4 protein-coding genes are annotated in these 21,478 nt (G+C 71.9%); 3 read left to right on the forward strand and 1 reads right to left on the reverse strand.

The genetic code is table 11. The features are described 5' to 3' along the window. The first annotated feature begins 2 nt into the window (after positions 1 to 2). Genes F4560_RS18320 through F4560_RS18330 form a run of 3 tightly spaced genes read left to right on the forward strand, consistent with a single transcriptional unit; the run spans position 3 to position 20,124 of the window. Complete coding sequence (locus tag F4560_RS18320; protein WP_184921580.1) at positions 3 to 18,725, forward strand: non-ribosomal peptide synthase/polyketide synthase; 18,723 nt, start codon at positions 3 to 5, stop codon at positions 18,723 to 18,725. Beyond that, on the forward strand, positions 18,722 to 19,936 hold the full coding sequence (locus F4560_RS18325) for an MFS transporter (RefSeq protein ID WP_184921582.1): 1,215 nt from the start codon (positions 18,722 to 18,724) through the stop codon (positions 19,934 to 19,936). Before F4560_RS18320 ends, F4560_RS18325 begins: the two co-directional genes overlap by 4 nt. Continuing rightward, positions 19,933 to 20,124: an MbtH family protein gene (locus F4560_RS18330; RefSeq protein ID WP_033442426.1), complete on the forward strand. Its 192-nt coding sequence runs from the start codon at positions 19,933 to 19,935 to the stop codon at positions 20,122 to 20,124. Before F4560_RS18325 ends, F4560_RS18330 begins: the two co-directional genes overlap by 4 nt. 148 nt (positions 20,125 to 20,272) lie before the next feature. On the opposite strand, the gene chrA is transcribed toward F4560_RS18330, so the two are convergent. Beyond that, positions 20,273 to 21,397, reverse strand: coding sequence for a chromate efflux transporter (gene chrA, locus F4560_RS18335; RefSeq protein ID WP_184921584.1), 1,125 nt, complete (start codon positions 21,395 to 21,397; stop codon positions 20,273 to 20,275). Positions 21,398 to 21,478: the final 81 nt, after the last annotated feature.

Genomic DNA, 21,478 nt, shown 5'->3' on the forward strand with positions numbered 1-21,478 from the left:
CCATGACTACGTCCAAGCACGACCGCATCTCCGCGTTGCCGGAGCACGTGCGCGAACTCCTCCGTGCCCGGCTCGCGGGCAAGGCGGCCGGCCAACCCGCGCGCGCCGACGTGATCCCGCCCGCGCCGCGGGACGAGCCGCTGCCGCTGTCGGCGGGTCAGCAGCGGCTGTGGTTCCTCGCCCAGTTCCAGCCGGAGAGCACCGAGTACACCAGCGCGGTGGCGTTGCGGCTCACCGGGTCGCTCGACCTGCCCCGGCTGACCGCGGCACTGCGCGGGCTGGTGCGCCGGCATGAGTCGCTGCGCACCACGTTCGACCAGGTCGACGGCCGGCCGGTGCAGGTGGTGCACGACGACGTCGACTTCGACGTGGCCGCCACCGACGACCTGCAAGCGGAGCTGGACCGGCCGTTCGACCTGCGGCAGGGGCCCTTGTTCCGCGCCTCGCTGTTGAGACCGGCGGGGTCCGATGACGTGCACGTGCTGCTGCTGACGTCGCACCACATCGTCGTGGACGGGTGGTCGCTCGGCCTGCTGATGGACGAGCTGGCCGCGCTCTACCGCGGCGAGACCCTGGCCCCGCCGACCCTCCAGTACGCCGACTACGCCGTGTGGCAACGGGGACGGCCGGTGGACACGGGCTTCTGGGTCGACCGGCTCGCGGGCGTCGTGCCGCTGGAGCTGCCCACGGACCGGCCACGCCCGGCGGAGCGCACGTCCGCGGGCGCCACGCACGAGTTCGCGGTGCCCACCCGGCTGGCCGGCGACCTGGCCGAGTTGGCCCGGATCAACGAGACCACGCTGTTCACCACGCTCACGGCCGCGTGCAAGCTGCTGCTGGCCCGCTACTCCGGGCAGGACGACATCGCGGTCGGCACGGTCACCAGCGGGCGGGAACGGCCGGAGCTGGCCGGGCTGGTCGGCTTCCTCGTCGGCACGGTGGTGCTGCGGGACACCGTGGACACGTCACGGTCGTTCGCCGAGTTCCTGGCGCAGGTCAACCGCACCGCGCTGGACGCGTTCGCGCACGCCGACGTGCCGTTCGACCGGGTGGTGGAGGCGGTCGGCGCGACCCGCGACCCGAGCCGCACGCCGCTGTTCGACGTGATGGTGGTGCTGCAGAACGCTTCCCGGGCGCTGCCCGAGCTGCCCGGATTGCGCGTCGAGGACCACCCGCTCACCCGCGAGTGGGCGAACTTCGACCTGAGCATCGACTTCACCCAGACCGACGACGGCATCCACGGCGTCGTGGAGTACAGCACCGAGCTGTTCGACGCGGCCACGATCGACCGGATGTCGCAGCACCTGCTGGTGCTGCTGGCGGGCATCACCGCCGACCCGCACCGGCCGATGGCCGAGCTGTCGCTGCTGCTCGGCGACGAGCCGGCGGGCAAGGGTCGGGACCTCGACGTCCCGGCCACCACGTTCCCCGCCCTGTTCGAGGCACAGGTCCGCCGCACGCCGGACGCCACAGCACTGGTGTGCGAGGACATCCGGCTCACGTTCGCCGAAGTGGACGCGCGGGCCAACCGGCTGGCCCACCACCTGCTGCGCGAGGGTGTCGAGCCCGAGCAGGTCGTCGCGCTGTCGCTGCCGCGCGGTGTCGAGTCGGTGATCGGCATCCTGGGCATCCTCAAGGCCGGCGCGGTGTACCTGCCCGTGGACCCGGGACTGCCCGAGGCCCGCAGGCGCTACCTGCTGGAGGACTCCCGCGCGGTGCTCGTGATCGACGCGCCGGTCGACACCTCGGGCCTGCCCGGGACCGACCCGGTGGTGTCGACGCGGCCTGACCACGCGGCGTACGTGATCTACACCTCCGGCTCCACCGGCAAGCCCAAGGGCGTCGTGGTGGAGCACAGGCAGCTGGTCAACCTGCTGCACAACCACCGCGCGGACTTCGCGGGCGAGCACATGCGCGTCGCCGTGTCCGCCGTGTTCTCCTTCGACACGTCCTGGGAGGGCCCGCTGCTCATGGCCGACGGCCACGAGCTGCACGTGCTCACCGACGACGTGCGGCTGGAGCCGACCGCGCTGGTGCGGTACGTGCGGGAACACCGGATCGACTTCCTCGACCTCACCCCGTCCTACGTGCGGCAGCTCCTCCCGGCGGGCCTGCTCGACGGCGAGTGGCGCCCCAGGGTGCTGATGCTCGGCGGTGAGGCCCTGGGCACGGCGCTGTGGCAGGAGCTGGCGCGGGCCGACGTCGCCGCCTACAACTTCTACGGACCCACCGAGACCACGGTGGACGCGGTGTCGTGCCGGATCACGGGCCACCGCCCGGTCATCGGCCGACCGCTGGCCAACCTCACCGCGCGGGTGCTGGACGAAGACCTGCGGCCGTTGCCGGTCGGCGTGCCCGGCGAGCTGTTCCTCGCGGGGCCCCAGGTGGCCCGCGGCTACCTCTACCGGCCCGGCCTGACCGCGGACCGCTTCCTGGCCGACCCCTACGGCGAGCCCGGCACCCGCATGTACCGCACGGGCGACAAGGTGCGGATGCTTGCCGTCGGCGGAGCCGACAATCAGACAGAGCGGCACGTCCTCGAGTATCTCGGCCGGACCGACGAGCAGGTCAAGATCCGCGGTTTCCGGATCGAGCCCGGCGAGGTCGAGGCCGCGCTGCTGAGCCACCCGACCGTGCGGGAAGCCGCTGTGGTCGCGCGCACCGACGGCGAGCACACCCGGCTGGTCGGGTACGTCGTCACGACCGGCCCGGCGGACCTGCGGGAGCACCTGCGGCGGTCGCTGCCGGAGTACTCGGTGCCGTCGGCGTTCGTCCGGCTGGACCACCTCCCGCTGACCGCCAACGGCAAGCTGGACAAGGCCGCGCTGCCCGCGCCGCAAGCCGTCGGTGACGGCGAGTTCGTCGCGCCGCGCACACCGGTCGAAGCCGAGCTGGCCCGGATCTGGGCCGAGGTGCTGGGCGCGGACCGGATCGGCGTGGAGGACAACTTCTTCGCGGTGGGCGGCGATTCGATCCTGTCCATCCAGCTGGTGTCCCGCGCCCGGCAGGCCGGGCTGCACCTGACCTCGCGGGACGTGTTCCGGCACCAGACCATCGCCGAGTTGGCGCTGGTGGTGTCGGAGGCCAAGGCGGCCGAGCCCGAACGCCTGTTCACCGGACCCGCGCCGCTCACGCCGATCCAGCGGTGGTTCTTCACCGAGCACGGGCCGTTGCGGCACTTCACGATGTCGCTGCTGGTGGAGCTGGACCCACAAGTGGACGCCGAAACGCTGCGGGATGCCGTGCGGACCGTCGTCCGGCACCACGACGCGCTGCGAATGCGGTTCCGCCAGGTCGACGGGCAGTGGGCGCAGGAGGTCGCGGACACCGAGGCCGACGTGTTCCGGGTGGGTACGGACGTGGAGACGACCACGCGTGAGGCGCAACGCAGCCTGGACCTGGAGGAAGGGCCGTTGCTGCGCGCGGTGTTCTTCCCCGGCGAGCGGCCGGCACTGCTGCTGACCGTGCACCACCTCGTCATGGACGGGGTGTCGTGGCGCATCGCGCTCGGCGACCTGGAACAGGCCTACCGGGGTGTGCCGCTGGAGCCGGTCGGCACGTCGTTCACTCAGTGGGCACATCGGCTGGACGAGCACGTGCGGTCCGGCGCGTTGGACCACGCACACGAGTACTGGAGTTCCCTGCCGGAACCGGAGGCGCTGCCGGTGGACCGGGACGGCGCGAACACGGCCGCTTCGGCACGCCTGGTGTCGGTGCGGCTGGACCGTGCGACGACGGACGCGTTGCTGACCGCCGTGCCGCCGGTGTACCGGACGCAGGTCAACGACGTGCTGCTGAGCGCGTTGGGGCGGGCGTTGGCGGAGTGGACCGGCCGTGACGCGGTGAGCGTGACGCTGGAGGGCCACGGCCGTGAGGAGTTGGTGCCGGGCACCGACCTGACCCGCACGGTCGGCTGGTTCACCACGCAGTTCCCGGTGGTGCTGGAGGCGACCGACGACTGGGACCGGACGTTGAAGTCGGTCAAGGGGTCGCTGCGCGCGGTGCCGCACCGGGGGTTGAGCTTCGGTGCCCTCGACGTCGGGCGTCCGGGCGGCGGAAAGCTGCCCCAGGTCTCGTTCAACTACCACGGTCGGTTCGACGTCACCGGCGGCGGCTTCTACCTGGCCCGCCGGGACGACGTCGGCGCGGACCTGGCGCCCGAGGAGACGCGCAGCCACCTGCTGGACGTGACGGGGCTGATCGAGCACGGCGAGTTGGAGCTGAGCTGGCAGTACTCCGCGCACGTGCACGACGAGGAGACCGTACGGCGGCTGGCCGAGCGGACGCTCGACGGGCTGCGCGAGATCGTGGCCCACTGCGCGCAGCCGGGTGTCAGTGGCCGCACGCCCTCGGACTTCCCGCTGGCACGGCTCACGCAGGATCAGGTGGACGCCATCGCGGGGCCGGACGTGGAGGACATCTACCCGCTCACGCCGTTGCAAGCGGGCATGGTGTTCCACAGCCTGGTCGAGCCCGGCGCGTACGTGGACCGGATGCGGCTGGTGCTCGACGGTGTCGGTGATCCGGCGGCGTTGCGGCAGGCGTGGCAGCGCGTGGTCGACCGGACGCCGGTCCTGCGGTCAAGCGTGGTGTGGGAAGGAGTGGCCGAGCCGGTGCAGGTGGTGCACCGGCACGTCAAGCTGCCCGGCGGGCCGGTGGACGGGCCGTTCGACCTGGGTGTCGCACCGCTGCTGCGGGTCGACGTCACGCCGCTCGGCGGTGACCGGGTGGAGCTGGTGTGGTCGTCGCACCACGTGATCCTGGACGGCTGGAGCACGGCGCAGGTGTTCGGCGAGGTGCTGGAGCAGTACCGGGCGATCACCACCGGCACCCCCGCCCGGTTGCCCGCGCGGCGGCCGTTCCGGGACTACCTGGAGTGGTTGGCGGCGCAGGACCAGGCCTCCGCCGAGTCGCACTGGCGCACGGTGCTGTCCGATGTGGACGGTCCGACGCCGCTGCCGTTCGACCGGAAGCCCGCGCGGGCGCACCGGTCCGAGGCGTCCGAGTCGGTGCGGTTCTCGCTGGACCTGGGTGACGCCGTGCAGCGCGCGGGCCTGACCGTGAACACGGTCGTGCAAGGCGCGTGGGCTCTGCTGCTGGCCCGTGCGTGCGGTGAGGACGACGTGGTGTTCGGCAGCACGGTGTCCGGTCGCCCGGCCGAGCTGGCGGGCGTCGAGTCCATGGTCGGCATGTTGATCAACACCGTGCCGACCCGGGCGGTCGTGGACGGCACGGCCGAGGTGGGCACGTGGCTGCGCGCGTTCCAGACCGCGCAGAGCGAGTCCCGGCGGTTCGAGCACACATCCCTGTCCGAGATCCAGTCGTGGGCCGGTGTCCGGCTGTTCGACAGTGTGGTGGTGTTCGAGAACTACCCGTACGACCCGGACGGTGACGGGCCGCGCGTGGTCGAGGTGAAGGGCGTCGACAACACGACCCTGCCCTTGACGCTGAGCGCGTCCCTCACGGACCACCTGAAGATCGACCTCGCCTACGACCCCGAGCTGTTCGACGCCGCGACGGCCGAACGGCTCGCCGGATGGCTGCGGGCGCTGGTGGAAGCGATCGCGGCCGACCCGTCGGCGCGGATCGCGGACCTGCCGTGGCTGTCCGACGCCGAGCGCCACCAGGTCCTGGTGGAGTGGAACCGGACCGCGCGCGACATGCCGTCCGCGCTGTACCCGGAGGTGTTCGCCGAGCAGGTCCGCCGGACGCCGGACGCGTCCGCGCTGGTGTTCCGGGAGACCTCGCTGACGTTCGCCGAGCTGGACGCGCGCGCGAACCGGCTGGCACACCACCTGTTGGCACATGGTGCCTGGCCAGAAGAGACAAGCGCGGAACGCACGGTCGCGGTGCTGCTGCCGCGTTCGGCGGACTCGATCGTCGCCGTGCTGGCGGTGTTCAAGGCGGGGGCGGTGTACCTGCCGATCGACCCGCAACTGCCCGCCGAACGCATCGAGTTCCTCTTGCGTGACGCCAAACCGGCGTTGGTGCTGGACGCGATGCCCGACCTGACCGGACAGCCCGACACCGCGCCCGGGGTCGAGCTGCGCCCGGAGCACGCCGCCTACCTGATCTACACGTCCGGGTCGACCGGCACGCCCAAGGGTGTGGTGGTGGAGCACCGGCAGTTGGCGAACCTGTACTACGCCAACAACGAAGACCTGAAGATGTACGAGCCGACCCGGTTCGCCGTCACCGCCACGTTCTCCTTCGACACGTCGTGGGAGGGCCTGCTGTTCCTGGCCGCCGGCAACGAGCTGCACGTCATCGACGACGAGCTGCGGCTCGACCCCTCCGCGCTGGTCGGGTACCTGGAGCGGCACGGCATCGGGATGGTCGACGTCACCCCGTCCTACGCGCGGCAGTTGGTGCAGGCCGGGCTGCTGAAGTCGGGGCTGCGCCGGGTCATGGTCGGCGGCGAGGCGGTGGACGCGGCGCTGTGGCGGCAGATCGCCGAGTCGCCCGTCGAGGGCGTCAACTACTACGGGCCGACCGAGGTCACGGTGGACTCGGTGGGGACCCTCATGGCCGGCGAACGGCCGGTGATCGGCCGTCCGCTGTCCAACCTCAGGGCGTACGTGCTGGACGCCGACCTGCGGCCGGTGCCGCCCGGTGTGCCCGGCGAGCTGTTCCTGGGTGGCGCCCAGGTGGCACGCGGCTACCTGGACCGGCCGGGGTTGACCGCGCAACGGTTCGTGGCCGACCCCTTCGGCCCGGCCGGGGCGCGGATGTACCGCACCGGCGACCGCGTGCGGTGGGTCGACGGGGTGTTGGAGTACCTGGGCCGGGCGGACGACCAGGTCAAGCTGCGGGGCTTCCGGATCGAGCCCGGTGAAGTCGAAGCGGCGCTGCTGGGCGTGCCCGGCGTGCTCCAGTCGGCGGTGGTGGTCCGCGAGAACCGCCTGATCGGATACGTGACCGGCACGCCGGAGACCGATCCGCGTGACGCGCTGGCCCGGACGTTGCCCGACTACCTGGTGCCGTCGGCGGTCGTGGTCCTGGACGAGCTTCCGTTGTCGCCCAGCGGGAAGTTGGACCGGCGGGCGTTGCCGGAACCCGACCTGACCGGTGGTGACTTCGTCGCGCCACGCACCGAGGCCGAACGGGCCGTCGCCGAGGTGCTGGCCGACGTGCTCGGCTTGGACCGGGTCGGCGCGACGGACGACTTCTTCCGCCTCGGCGGTGACTCGATCCTCAGCATCCGCGTGACCTCGCGGTTGCGCGCGGCGTTCGGCGTGCAGTTGTCGCCGCGCGCGGTGTTCGAACACCCCACGGTGTCCGGGCTCGCCGCCGCCATCCTCGTGGCGGCGGGCTCCGGCAAGGTGGAGGTGGACGCCATCCCGGTGATCCCGCGTGGTGGCGTCCACCCTTCCTCCATCCACGTCACGGTCGACCAGTCGCCCGCCCAGCGGCGGCTGTGGTTCCTGGACCAGTTCGAACCCGGCAGCACCGAGTACGTCACGCCCACCGCGTTGCGCCTGCACGGGCCGCTGGACCTCGTCGCGCTGGGACGCGCCCTCGACGGCCTGGTGGCACGGCACGAGTCGCTGCGCACCACCTTCGACGACGGCGTGCAGATCGTGCACGAGCCGTACGACGTGGTGCTCTCTGTTGAGCAGCGGCCGTGGGAAGAGGTGCTGCTGGAGGAGGTGGGCACGCCGTTCGACCTGCGTGAAGGGCCGCTGTTCCGGACGCGGCTGGTCCGGGTGACGCCCGAAGAGCACGTGCTCGTGATGACGCTGCACCACATCATCACGGACGGCTGGTCGACCGGTGTGCTGGCACGCGATCTCGGCGCGTTGTACGCGGGTGAAGAGCTGCCGCCGCCGGCCGTGCAGTACGTGGACTACACGGCCTGGTTGAAGGACACCCCGGTCGACTACTGGGCCGGGCACCTGGCCGGTGTGCCGCCGCTGGAGCTGCCGACCGATCGGCCGCGTGCGGCGGTGCGCGGCACGGCGGGCGCGAAGCACGAGTTCACCGTGCCCGCGTCGGTGGCGAAGGCCGTGAAGGCGCTGGCCGCCGAACGCGGTGACACCCTGTTCACCGCCTTGCTGGCGGCCACGAAGGTGCTACTGGCCCGCTACACCGGGCAGGACGACATCGCGGTCGGCACGGCGGTGTCCGGACGTGGACCGGCCGAGCTGGACGACGTGGTGGGCCTGTTCGTGAACACCGTGGCGCTTCGGTCCGCAGTGGACTTGAGGCGGTCGTTCGCCGAGGTGCTGGAGGACGTTCGGACCACCGTGCGGACCGGTTTCGCGCACCAGGACGTGCCGTTCGAGCGGGTGGTGGAGGCGGTCCGCCCGGACCGCGACCCGAGCCGCAACGCGTTGTTCGACGTCATGGTGCTGATGGAGAACTTCGACACCGCCATGCCCGAGTTGACCGGGCTCCGGGTGGAGGAGGTCCGACTGCCGCTGCTCACGTCGACGTGCGACCTGACGTTCGAGTTCGGCGAGGCGGACGGCGAGCTGCGCGGCGCGGTCGAGTACAGCACCGACCTGTTCGACCAGACGACCGTCGACCGGATGACCCGGCACCTGGTCACGCTGCTGGCCGGGATCACCGCGCGGCCGGACCGCCCGTTGACCGAGGTGCCGCTGCTGCTCGGTGACGAGCCGGACGGCCGCGGCGTGCGGCTGGACGTGCCGAACCTGACGTTCCGCGATCTCTTCGAGGAGCAGGCGAAGCGCACGCCCGACGCCACCGCGCTGGTGTGCGACGACGTCCGCCTCACCTACGCCGAGGTCGACGCACGGGCCAACCGGCTCGCTCACCACCTGCTGGCACAGGGCGCTTCCCCGGAACGGACCGTCGCGGTGTCGCTGCCGCGTTCCGCCGATTCCGTGGTGGCGATCCTGGCCGTGCACAAGGCGGGCGCGGTGTACCTGCCGATCGACCACGACCTGCCCCGCGCACGTGTGGACTTCCTGCTCGGCGACGCGAAGCCGACGCTGGTGTTGGACGCCGTGCCGGACCTCACCGGGCTTCCCGCCACCAGTCCGGACGTGCCGCTGCGGCCCGACCAGGCCGCGTACGTGATCTACACGTCCGGCTCGACCGGTGTGCCCAAGGGCGTGGTGGTCGAGCACCGGCAGTTGGCGAACCTCCTGCACAACCACCACCGGACGTTCTCGGCCCGGCGGCTGCGGGTCGCGCTGAGCGCGGTCTTCTCGTTCGACACGTCGTGGGAGGGCCCGCTGCTCATGGCCGACGGCCACGAGCTGCACGTGCTCACCGACGATGTCCGCCTCGAACCGGCCGCGCTGGTCGGGTACGTGCGAGAACACCGGATCGACTTCCTCGACCTGACCCCGTCCTACGTGCAGCAGCTCATCCCGGCCGGCCTGCTCGACGGCGAGCACGTGCCGAAGGTGCTCATGCTCGGCGGCGAGGCGCTGCCCGACTCGCTGTGGCGCGAGCTGGCCCGGTCGAGGACCACCGCGCACAACTACTACGGCCCCACCGAGGTCACCGTCGACGCGGTCGCCACGCCGGTCACCGGCGACCGTCCGCTGATCGGCCGTCCGCTGGGCAACCTCGTCGCCCACGTGCTGGACGACGACCTGCGGCCGGTGCCGGTGGGCGTGCCGGGCGCGCTGTTCCTCGGCGGCGCCCAGGTCGCTCGCGGTTACCTCAACCGGCCGGGCCTCACCGCGCAGCGGTTCCTGCCCGACCCGTTCGGCGAGCCCGGTTCCCGGATGTACCGGACCGGCGACCGCGTCCGCTGGGTCGGCGACCAGCTCGACTACCTGGGCCGCGACGACGACCAGGTGAAGGTCCGCGGGTTCCGGATCGAACTCGGCGAGGTGGAGTCGGCGCTGCTGAACCACCCCGACGTGACCCAGGCGGCCGTGGTGGCACGCGAGCACAACGGCCACCAGCGGCTCGTCGCCTACACCGTCGGCACGGCCACCGACCTCGCCGGCTGGCTCAAGCAGCGGCTGCCGGACTACCTGGTGCCGTCGGCGTTCGTGCCGCTGGAGGCGTTGCCGCTGACGTCGAGCGGCAAGGTGGACCGGCGGGCGCTGCCCGCGCCGACGTTCGCCGAAGCCGGGTACGTGGCGCCCGAACCGGGTGTGGCGGCCACGCTCGCCGACATCTGGGCCGACGTGCTGGGCGTCGAACGGGTCGGCGCGCGGGACAACTTCTTCGCGCTCGGCGGCGACTCGATCCTGAGCATGCAGGTCGTGTCGCGGGCCCGGCAGCTCGGGCTGAAGCTGACCTCCAAGGACGTCTTCCTCCGCCAGACGGTCGCGGACCTCGCTTTGGCCGTCACCGAGACCACCGGGCCGACCCACCAGGCCGTGACCGGACCAGCGCCTCTTACCCCGATCCAGCGCTGGTTCTTCACCGAACAGGGCCCGTTGGCGCACTTCACCATGTCGGTGGTGGTGGAGTTGGGTGACGTCGAGCCCGCCGCGGTGCAGGCCGCCGTGCGGGCCGTGGTCGCCCACCACGACGCGTTGCGGCTGCGGTTCAGCCAGGTGGACGGCGTGTGGCGGCAGGAGGTGGCGGAGGACGAGCCGAACGTGTTCCGCGTCGCCTCCACTGCCGACCTCGCCGCCGAAGCCGACCTGGCCCGCGCGAGCCTCGACTTGAGGCGCGGGCCGCTGGTGCGCGCGGTGCTGTTCCCCGACGGCAGGCTGTTCGTCACCGCGCACCACCTGGTGGTCGACGCGGTGTCGTGGCGGATCCTGCTGGCGGACCTGGACACCGTGCTGGCGGGCGGCGGACTCGGCCCGAAGAGCACGGCGTTCACCGACTGGGCGCGCAGGCTGGACCGGCACGTGCTGGACGGCCGGTTCGACCACGCCCTCCCGCACTGGACCGCCGTGCCGGTGGAGGAACCCGTGCCGACGGAGGCCGGCGCCGCGCGGAGCGTGTCGGTCCGGTTGAGCCGAGCCGAGACCGACGCGCTGCTGCACGCCGTTCCGGACGCCTACCGGACGCAGGTCAACGACGTGCTGCTCACCGCGCTCACGTCGGCGTTCGACGGGCGGGCCCTGATCGCGCTGGAAGGCCACGGCCGCGAGGAGCTGTTCGACGGTGTGGACCTGTCCCGGACGGTCGGCTGGTTCACCGCGCAGTTCCCGGTGGCGGTCGAACTGCCCGAAGGTGACTGGGGGGCCGCGCTCAAGTCGGTCAAGGAGCAATTGCGGGCCGTCCCCGACAAGGGTTTGAGCTATGAAGCCCTGAAGTACCACGACCGCGGCCTGACCGGCGCGCTGCCGCGGGTGTGCTTCAACTACCTGGGCCAGTGGGACGGTGAACTATCCGAATCATCAGACACCGAAGCCGACCACGGTCGGGAGGTGCCGGACGACCTGACCCGCCCGCACCTGCTGGACATCACCGCGGCGGTGTCGGCGGGCGAACTCGTGGTGGACTGGGAGTACTCCACCGAGGCCCACGACGAAGCCGACGTCCGGGCGATGGCGGACCGGATGGCGGACGCCCTGCGCGGGATCGCGGCGTTCTGCGCCCGGCCCGACGCCTGGGGCCGCACGCCGTCCGACTTCCCGCTGGCCACGCTGACCGCCGAGCAGGTGGACCGGATCGCCGACCGGGACGTCGAGGACGTCTACCCGCTCACGCCGTTGCAGGCGGGCATGTTGTTCCACAACCTGGTGGACGGCGGCACCGCGTACGTCAACCAACTGCGCGTGCGACTGTCCGATGTGGACCCGGCACGGTTGGCGCAGGCGTGGCAACGGGTCGTCGACCGCACGCCGATCCTGCGTTCTGAAGTGGTGTGGGAGGGTCTGGACGAGCCGGTGCAGGTCGTGCGGCGCGGCGTGACCGTGCCGGTGACCTACGCCCCCGTCACGGACGAGCTGGTCGCAGCGGACGCCGCCGCCGGCGTGGACCTGACCTCGGCGCCGTTGATGCGGTTGACCATCGGGCGGGTGTCCGACACCGAGGTCGACCTGTTGTGGACGTCGCACCACGTGCTGTTGGACGGCTGGAGCACGGCGCAGGTGTTCGGCGAGGTGCTGAACGAGTGCGCGGGCGGCACGGCACCGGTCCGGCGGCCGTTCCGGGACTACCTGGCCTGGCTCGCCGACCTGGACCAGACCGCCGCCGAGTCGCACTGGCGCGGCGTGCTGGCCGGGTTCGAGGCGCCCACTCCCCTGCCGTTCGACCGGCCGCCGGCCGAGGCGCACCGGGCCGAGTCGTCCGCCCGGGTCGTGCTCGACCTACCCGCCGAACGGCTGGACGCGGTCGCCCGCACCCACGGCCTCACGGTGAACACGCTGGTCCAAGGCGCGTGGGCCCTGCTGTTGGCGCGGACCTCGGGACAGCGGGACGTGGTGTTCGGCAGCACGGTGTCCGGTCGGCCGCCCGAGCTGCCCGGCGTCGAGTCGATGGTCGGGATGTTCATCAACACCGTGCCCACCAGGGTGACCGTGGAGCCCGAGGCCGACGTGGTCGGCTGGTTGCGGCGGTTGCAGGAGGCGCAGATCGAGTCCCGCCGGTTCGAGCACGTGTCGCTGGCGCAGGTGCAGGGATGGGCCGGGACCGGATCGGGTCTGTTCGACAGCCTGCTGGCGTTCGAGAACTACCCCGTGGACAAGGACACCCCCGACGGCGGGCCGCGTGTCGGCGAGGCGAGCGGAATGGACACCACCACGTTCCCGCTCACGGTGGCCGCGCACGTGGACGACTCGCTGCACGTGGAGTTGACCTACGACCCGCGCCTGTTCGACGCCTCCACCATGACCGCGCTCGGCGACCGGTTGAGTCGGCTGCTCGACGGGATCGGCGCCGATCCGGACCGGCGGGTGTTCGAACTGCCGTGGCTGTCCGACGCCGACCTGGACCGGGTGCTGACGTCGTGGCGTGGCCCGGCGTCCGTGGTCGAGGACACCATCCCGTCACTGTTCGCCGCACAGGCGGCACGCACACCGGACGCGGTCGCCGTGATGGGTGGCGGGATGAGCTTTACCTACCGGGAATTGGACGAGCGCGCGAACCGGCTGGCGCACCACCTGATCGGGGTCGGAGTCGGGCCGGAGTCGGTGGTGGCGTTGACGTTCCCGCGGTCGCCGGACCTCGTCGTGTCGATCCTGGGCGTGCTCAAGGCGGGCGCGGCCTACCTGCCGGTCGACGTCTCGTACCCGGCCGACCGCATCGCCTACATGATCGCCGACGCACGGCCGGCGCTCGTCCTGGACGCTCTGCCGGACCTGTCCGGGCTGCCCGCCGACGCACCGGACGTGATGCTGCGGCCGGAACACGCGGCCTACGTGATCTACACGTCGGGTTCGACAGGCAAGCCCAAGGGCGTGGTCGTGACGCACGCCGGTCTGGCGACCTTCTCGGCCGCCGAGATCGCGCACTTCGACGTGTCACCGGGCGACCGGGTGCTCCAGTTCTCCTCCCCGAGCTTCGACGCCTCGGTGCTGGAGCTGTGCATGGCACTGCCCTCCGGTGCCACGCTGGTCGTGCCGCCGCCCGGACCACTGCTGGGTGAACAACTGACCGCGTTCGTCACCGAATTCGGCATCACCCACGCCCTGATCCCGCCGGCCGCGCTCGCCACCGTCCCGGACGGCGACCTGCCGACCCTGCGCACCCTCGTGGTGGGCGGCGACGCGACCTCCGCCGACCTCGTGCGCCGGTGGGCGCCAGGCCGACGGATGATCAACGCCTACGGCCCGACCGAGTCCACCGTGGTCACGTCGTGGAGCGAGGCGCTGGAACCCGGCGGCACGCCCCCGGTCGGCCGTCCCATCCCCGGCACCTCGGTCCGCGTGCTGGACGACGCGTTGCAGCCCGTGCCGGTCGGCGTCACCGGAGAGCTGTACGTCTCGGGCATCGGCCTGGCGCGCGGCTACCTGGACCGGCCGGGGTTGACCGCACAGCGGTTCGTCGCCGACCCGTTCGGGAGGCCCGGTGCGCGGATGTACCGCACCGGCGACCTGGTCCGCATCCGTGACGACGGTCAGTTGGCCTTCATGGGCCGCGCCGACCAGCAGGTGAAGCTGCGCGGTTTCCGGATCGAACTGGGCGAGATCGAGGCCGTGCTGGCCATGCACGACGCCGTGGCCCAGGTCGCGGTCGTCCTGCGCGAGAACCGTCTGGTCGCCTACTACGTGCCCGTGGGACGGGTGGACGCCGCCGAGTTGCGCGAGCACGCCGGACAGCAGTTGCCCGAGTACATGGTCCCCACCGCGTACGTGGTGCTGGAACGGTTGCCGCTCAACACCAGCGGCAAGCTGGACCGGGCCGCGCTGCCCGCGCCGGAACGGGAGGCGTCGACGGCGGGCGGGTTCGTCGCGCCGCGCACCGAGGCCGAACGACTGGTCGCCGACGTGTGGGCCGACGTGCTGGGGCTGGACGAGGTGGGCGCCGAGGACAACTTCTTCACCCTCGGCGGCGACTCGATCTCCAGCATCCGGGTGGTGTCGCGGCTGCGGGCGTCCTACGACGTCTCGCCTCGCGACCTGTTCGACCACCCGACCGTGACGGCGCTCGCGGCCCGGCTGTCCGGGTCCACGGCCGACGTCACGGTGATCCCCCGCGTCGACGGTGACGTGCCGTTGTCGTTCGCGCAGCAGCGGTTGTGGTTCCTCGACCAGTTCTCACCCGGCGGCACCGAGTACGTGACGCCGCTGGCCGTGCGGCTGCGTGGCGCGTTGGACGTGCCCCGGCTGGAACGGGCGCTGACGGGGTTGGTGGCGCGGCACGAGTCGCTGCGGACCACGTTCCCTGCGGTGGACGGGCTGCCGGTGGCGGTCGTGCACCCGCCAACCGACGTCGTGCTGCCGGTGGTCGGCGAGATGCCCGCTTTGGAGCCGTTCGACCTGTCCGAGGGGCCGTTGTTCCGGCCGGTGCTGGTGCGGCGCGGGCCGGACGACCACGTGCTGGCGTTGACCATGCACCACATCGTCACCGACGGCTGGTCCGGCGGCGTTCTGATGGCCGACCTGACCGCGCTGTACGGCGGCGCGGAGCTGCCGCCGCTGCCCATCCGGTACGGCGATTTCGCCGCGTGGCAACGGGAACAGCCGCTGGACGTGCAGCTGGACTACTGGCGCGGGCAGTTGGCGGACGTGCCCGCGCTGGAGCTGCCGACCGACCGGCCACGGCCGCCGGTGCAGACGACGGCGGGCGCGCAGACCGAGTTCGTGGTGCCCGCGCCGGTCGCCAATCGTTTGCGTGAGCTGGCACGGGCCGTGGACGGCACGTTGTTCATGGCGTTGGTGGCGGCCTGCCAGGTGTTGTTCCACCGGTGGTCCGGGCAGGACGACTTCGCGGTGGGCACGGTGGCGTCGGGGCGGGACCGGCCGGAGACGCAGGACCTGGTCGGGTTCTTCGTCAACACCGTGACGCTGAGGGCGCGGATCGAGCCGTCGGCGACGTTCCCGGAGTTCCTGGTCCGGACGCGCGACACCGTGCTGGACGCGTTCGCGCACCAGGAGGTGCCGTTCGAACGGGTGGTGGACGCGGTGCAGCCGGACCGTGACACCAGTCGCACGCCGTTGTTCCAAGCGGTGGTGGCGTTGCAGAACTCGCCGCAGGCCACCGGTTTCCCGGGCCTGGAAGCGTCCGATGTCGGGCAGCCGGTGGCGAGCACCGGGTTCGACGTGACGGTGGAGTTCACCGAGGAGGACGACGGGCGGCTGCACGGGGCGTTCGAGTACAACACCGACCTGTTCGACGCGGGCACGGTCAGGCGACTGGTCGAGCACCTGGGCGTGCTGCTGTCCGGGATCGCGGCGGACGCCGACCGTCCACTGTGGTCGTTGCCGGTGTTGCCCGAGGGCGAGCGGAAGTCGTTGGAGGAGTGGGGTTCGACGGGTCCGGCGATCGACGGTCCCGGGTTCGTCGAGCTGGTCGAGGCGCAGGTGGCGCGGACGCCGCACGCGTTGGCGCTGACGGGTGCGGTCGACGTGACGTACGCGGAGCTGAACGCCCGGGCGAACCGGTTGGCACATCACCTGATCGGGCTCGGCGCCGGGCCGGAGCGGATCGTCGCGCTGCGGCTGCCCCGCTCGGTCGACCTCGTGGTGGCCGAGCTGGCGGTGCTGAAGTCCGGCGCCGCGTTCCTGCCGGTCGACCCGGAGTACCCGGCGGAGCGGATCTCGTTCATGCTCGCCGACGCCCGGCCGCTGGTGGTGCTGGACGGTCCGGTCGACGTGTCCGGACAACCCGACACCGATCCCGGCGTGCGGGTGCGGCCCGAGCACGCGGCGTACATGATCTACACGTCCGGGTCGACCGGGCGGCCGAAGGGCGTCGTGGTGACGCACGCCGGTCTGGCCACGTTCTCGGCGGCCGAGATCGCGCACTTCCGGGTGTCGCAGGGTGACCGGGTGCTGGAGTTCTCCTCCCCCAGCTTCGACGCGTCGGTGCTGGAGCTGTGCATGTCGCTGCCGGCGGGTGCGGCGCTGGTCGTGCCGCCGCCGGGGCCGCTGCTCGGCGACCAGTTGGCCGAGGTGATCGACGCGTTCGGGGTGACGCACGCGTTGATCCCGCCGGTGGCGCTGGCGACCGTGCCGGACGCGGCGCTGCCGACGTTCCGCACGCTGGTCGTGGGCGGTGACGCGTGTTCGGCGGATCTGGTGCGGCGGTGGGCTCCCGGCCGACGGATGATCAACGCCTACGGTCCGACCGAGTCCACGGTAGTCACGTCGTGGAGCGAGCCGCTGGAACCCGGTGGTGTGCCGCCGATCGGGCGGCCGATCCCGGGAACGACGGTGCACGTGCTGGACGACGCGTTGCAGCCCGTCCCGGTCGGTGTGCCCGGTGAGCTGCACGTGTCGGGTGTCGGCCTGGCGCGCGGCTACCTGGACCGGCCTGGGCTGACCGCCTCGCGGTTCGTGGCGAACCCGTTCGGACCGCCCGGGTCGCGGATGTACCGCACGGGCGACGTGGTGCGGTGGAACGCGTCCGGGGTGCTGGAGTTCGTCGGACGGTCCGACGAGCAGGTGAAGATCCGGGGCTTCCGGATCGAGCTCGGCGAGATCGAGACGGCGTTGCTGCGGCACCCGGACGTGCGTGAGGCGGTCGTGGTGGCGCGGGCCGACGCCCGTGGCCACAAGCGGCTCGTCGCGTACGTGGTGGGCGAGGTGGCGAAGGTCCGGGACTTCCTGGCCGAGTCGCTGCCGGACTACCTGGTGCCGTCGCTGTTCGTGCCGGTGGACGCGTTGCCGATCAGCTCGAACGGCAAGGTGGACCGGGCGCGGCTGCCCGAGCCGGACTTCTCGGCGCTGACCGGCGGCGAGCACGTCGCGCCGTCCGGGCCGGTGGAGGAGGCGTTGGCGGCGGTGTGGGCGGACGTGCTCGGCGTGCCGCGCGTCGGGGTGGAGGACAACTTCTTCTCGCTCGGCGGCGACTCGATCCTGAGCATGCAGGTGGTGGCGCGGTCGCGGCAGGCCGGATACCGGTTCGCCACACGGGACCTCTTCACGCACCAGACCATCGCTTCCTTGGCGCCGCACGTGTCGGTGGAGGTCGTGTCGGCGGCCGACCGGGCGCCGGTGGTGGGCGACGTGCCGTTGACGCCGATCCAGCACTGGTTCCTGAACTCGGGGCGGCGCAACCCGCACCACTTCAACCAGTCGCACATGGTGGAGCTGGACCCGGCGGTGGACGTGGCGACGTTGCGGCGGGCGTTGGGCGAGTTGGTGGCGCACCACGACGCGTTGCGGCTGCGGTTCACGTCGGTCGACGGGGTGTGGCGGCAGCACAACGACGAGGTGCGCGATGTCGACGTGCTGACCGTGGTCGACGGGATGTCGGAGGCCGTCGCCGACGAGGTGCACGCGTCGTTCGACCTGGCGTCCGGTCCGCTGTTCCGGGCAGTGCTGTTCCAGGCCGCGCAGCCGGTGTTGTTGCTGGTCGCGCACCACCTGGTGGTGGACGGGGTGTCGTGGCGGATCCTGCTGGACGACCTGGACACCGCGTACCGGGGTGGTGACCTGGGCGCCAAGACGACGTCGTACCAGGAGTGGGCGCGACGGTTGGAGGCGCACGTGCTCGGCGGTGGATTGGACGACGAGATCGAGCACTGGAGCACGACGTTCCCGCCGTCTCCCACGCCTGAGGGCGCTACGGAGGCGGTCACGGTGGAGTTGTCGGAGGAGGACACGGACGCGTTGTTGCGCGGTGCGCCCGCCGCGTACCGGACCCGGATCAACGACGTGCTGCTGACCGCGTTGGCGTGGGCGCTGTCCCGGTGGACCGGGTCGTCACGGGTCGCGGTGGACCTGGAGGGCCACGGGCGGGAGGACGTGCTGGACGTGGACCTGTCGCGGACTGTCGGCTGGTTCACCACCATGTACCCGGTGGCGTTGGACGTGCCGGAAGGGACCTGGCGTGACGGGACTTGGCGGGACCGGGTGAAGTCGGTGCGGCGGCAGTTGCGGGCCGTGCCGGGGAACGGTTTCGGCTACGGGGCGCTGCGTCAGCACGGCCTGGTGCCCGACGCCGGACGGCCCGCGGTGTCGTTCAACTACCTGGGCCAGTTCGACGGCGGTTCGGCCGAGGCGACCGGGCTGTACCGGTCGGCGCTGCCGTCCGTCGGCCTGGACCACGACCCGGCGGACGCCGGGGACCACGTGCTGGACGTGGTCGGCGAGGCCGGTAAGACACTGGGCTTCACCTGGTATTACCACCCGTCGGTGCACCCGGCCGCCGAGGTCGAGGCTGTGGTCGCCGACTTCGCCGCCGCGTTGCGCGCGATCGCCGCTGATTGCCGGGGTGCGGCATGACCACGTCGTTGGCGCGCAATCGCAACTACACGCTGTTGTGGGGCGGTCAGGCGCTGGCCGAGGTGGGGTTCAGCGCCACGATGCTGGCGTTGCCGCTGCTGGTGCTGATCATCACCGGGTCGCCGATGCTGTCGGGCCTGGTGCTGACCGTGGACGCCACGGCGCAACTGCTGGTGGGGCTGCCCGCCGGGGCGTTGGTGGACCGGTGGGACCGCCGTCGGATCATGCTGTGCTGCGAGGCGGTCCAGGTGGTCGCCTTGGGCGGGCTGGTGGCGGCGTTGTGGTTCGACGCCGTCACGATGCCGCACATCATGGCGGTGGCCGCGGTGCTGGGTGTGTGCCGGGCGTTGTTCGAGCCGGCGGAGGACGCGTGCCTGCCCCGGCTCGTGCCGGAGTCCCAGCTGGCGACCGCGGTGGCGATGAACAGCGCCCGGTCGTCGTTGGGGCAGATGGCGGGGACGGCGCTGGGCGGCCTGCTGCTGGCCGTGACGCGGTGGCTGCCGTTCCTGGTGGACATGGTCACGCACGTGGTGGCGTTCGTGGCGCTGCTGTTCCTGCGGGTGCCGCCGTCCGCGCCGGTCGAGTCCCACCCGCACCTGCTGCGGTCGATCGGTCAAGGGCTGCGGTGGGTGTGGAGCCGGCGCGAGATCCGGGTGACGGCGCTGTGCGCGGTGGTGCTCAACCTGTTCTTCACCGCGTTCTACCTGGTCGTCATCGTGCTGGTGAAGGACCAGGGCGAGTCGGCCGGCGCGATCGGCGTGATGGCGGCGATGCTCGGGGTCGGCGGTGTGCTGGGCGCGCTGGCCGCGCCGTTCCTGCACCGGGCGCTGGGGCCGCACCGGTCGATCGCGTCGGTGTTCTGGGTGCTGACGCTGCTGGTGCCGTGCGCGTTGCTGGTCGAGTCGCCGTACCTGATCGGGGTGCTGTTCGCGCTGATGGCGTTCCTGGCGCCGACCGCCAACACCACCATCAGCACCCATCAACTGCTCCTCACCCCCGATGAGCTGCGAGGACGGCTGAGCGGGGTGATGGGGGTCGTCGTCGGAGCCGCCGGCGCCATCGGCCCCCTGGTGGGCGGCGCGCTGACCGAAGCGCTGTCCGCCCGTACCTCCGTCGTGGTGTGCGCGGTGGGGATTTCGCTGGTCACGGTATTCGTCACGTTGAGCCCGACTCTGCGGGAGTACGGGAAAGTCCAGGAGGAGAAGGCATGAGGGACGACATCGCTTACCAGGTGCTCGTGAACGACGAGGGTCAGTACTCGCTGTGGCCGGCGCACCACGACGTGCCCGCCGGGTGGCGGTTCGAGGGCACCAAGGGCACGAAGGACGAGTGCTCGGCGCACGTGGACGAGGTGTGGACCGACATGCGCCCAGCCTCCCTACGCGCCGCGATGGACTGAGGCAGGCGTGCGGCCCACGGGGATTCCACCCGTGGGCCGCTCGGCACCTGCCGGAGCCCGAACGGATCGCCAGTCGAGCTGTTGCGGCGACGTGCCTACTTCCCGAAGTCGAGAGCCACCAGCTCATCAAACCGATACCAGCACCTGGTCAGAACAGCGCGATCACCGCGCCGATGACACCGCACGCCACCAGCGCCGTCACCACGCCACGCCGCAGGACGAGCAGCCAGAGCGCGGCGAGGCCGAGCAGGACGAACTGCCAGGGCCGGTCCAGTGACCAGGCCAGCGGCAGGGTGGAACCGGCGATCGCGCCGATGGCGGCGGCGCCCGCGCCGGTCAGGAACGCCTGCGCACGGTCGTTGTCCCGCAGCCGTTCCAGCCTGGGGCCGCCCACGATGACCATCACGAACGAGGGCGCGAACGCGACGAACGCGGCCAGCAGCCCGCCACCCAGGCCGGCGGCGGCGTACCCGACCACGGCGACCGTCTGCACCACCGGCCCCGGCGTGATCTGACCGAGCGCCACCGCGTTGAGGAACTGCGCGTCGGACATCCACCCGTACGTGTGCACGGCGTCCTCCCGCATCAACGGGATGATGACGAACCCGCCGCCGTACGACAGCGCGCCGACCTTGGCGGACACCCACGCCAGCGCGCCCAGCCCTCCCCCGGCGGCAGGCAACGCGAGCACGACAGGCCACGCGGCACGTCGACCGGACGGTGCACGGACCGCGATCTCCACCAGCCCGGCCGCGATGAGCACCAGCACGAGCCACGGACCCGTCACCGCCGCCGCGACCCCGCCGGCCAGCAGGTACAGCACCCACCGCACACGGGCCGCCTTGGCCGCGCCGATGCGCTGCCGACTACCGGGGATCAACCCCCACGCCGCGTGCGCCGCCACCGCCGGCACCGCCGCGCCCGCCCCGGCCGCCGCGCCCGTCACCCACGCCGGGGCGTTGTCGGCCAGGAACAACACGGCCAGCGCGAGGATCAGCAGCAGCCCCGGCACGATGAAGCACAGGCCGCCGACCAGCGCACCCGCCGTGCCGCGCAGCCTCCACGCGCACAGGATCGCGAGCTGCGTCGACGCCGGCCCCGGCAACAGGTTCGTCACCGCGATGCCGTCCTCGAACTCGCGGTCGGTCAGCCAGCCGCGCCGGGTGACGCACAGGTCCCGCAGCAACGCGATGTGCGCGGGCGGTCCGCCGAACCCGATGCAGCCGATACGCCCCCACTCGCGTGCGATGGTCGCCAAGCCGATCCGGGTCACGGTGCGATCCTCGCTGGCGCCCCAGGCCCGGTCAAACGATCATTGGGTGACGTCAGTACAGCGGTCACTGTATGGTTCCGC

The sequence above is a fragment of the Saccharothrix ecbatanensis genome (assembly GCF_014205015.1).
Lineage (GTDB): Bacteria > Actinomycetota > Actinomycetes > Mycobacteriales > Pseudonocardiaceae > Actinosynnema > Actinosynnema ecbatanense.